Here is an 805-nt window from a genome sequence, read left to right as displayed (position 1 = left end):
AAAGACGACCTCACGCAGGTTGAAGGGGAGTTCAGCGTCGACCGCGTCGAAGGCCTGGGCGAACACCGGGTACGTCTCGTACAGCTCCCGCCCCATGCCCAGCCGCTGCGAGCCCTGCCCCGCGAACAGGAAGGCCAGGCGCCGGCTCGAGCGTTCGGCGGCACCAACGTAGAGGCGGTGGTCGGAGGCACCGGCTGCCAAGGCGTTCAGGCCGCTTTGAAGCTCGTCCCGGTCGGCGGCCAGTATCACGGCACGGTGATCCAATGAGCCTCGGGTGGTCGTCAAGGACAGCCCGATGTCGGCGGGTGTGCGTCGGTCGTCCTCCGAGAGGAGAGCGGCGAGCCGGGCGGCCTGCGCACGCAGTGCGTCGGGGCCGGCTGCGGACAGCGGCAGCGGAACGGTCCGGTGGTTGGCGGGGAGGTTTTCCCGCTCGGGATCCGCGTCCTGGGCCGACTGCTCCTGGGCCTGTTCGAGGATGACGTGGGCGTTGGTGCCGCTGATCCCGAAGGACGACACACCCGCCCGTCGCGGACGGTCGCCGGCCGGCCACTCCCGCTCCTGCATGAGGAGACTGACAGCACCCGCCGACCAGTCCACGTGCGACGACGGCTCCCCCACGTGCAAGGTCCGGGGCAGCACCCCGTGCCGCATCGCCAGCACCATCTTGATCACACCGCCCACACCCGCAGCCGCCTGCGCATGACCGATGTTCGACTTCAACGAACCCAGCAGGAGCGGGTGTTCACGGTCCTGGCCGTAGGTCGCCAGCAACGCCTGCGCCTCGATCGGGTCACCCAGCGGCGTA

Annotated in this window: 1 protein-coding gene; it reads right to left on the bottom strand. The window is 69.8% G+C overall.

Annotation, left to right across the window (positions count from 1 at the left end; translation table 11 throughout):
• The coding region (locus AQJ66_RS35865) for a ketoacyl-synthetase C-terminal extension domain-containing protein (protein WP_167359214.1) at positions 1–805 on the bottom strand (805 nt) is incomplete at both ends.

The sequence above is a fragment of the Streptomyces bungoensis genome (assembly GCF_001514215.1).
GTDB classification, from domain to species: Bacteria; Actinomycetota; Actinomycetes; order Streptomycetales; family Streptomycetaceae; genus Streptomyces; species Streptomyces bungoensis.
This window is presented reverse-complemented; position numbering and strand designations above follow the sequence as displayed.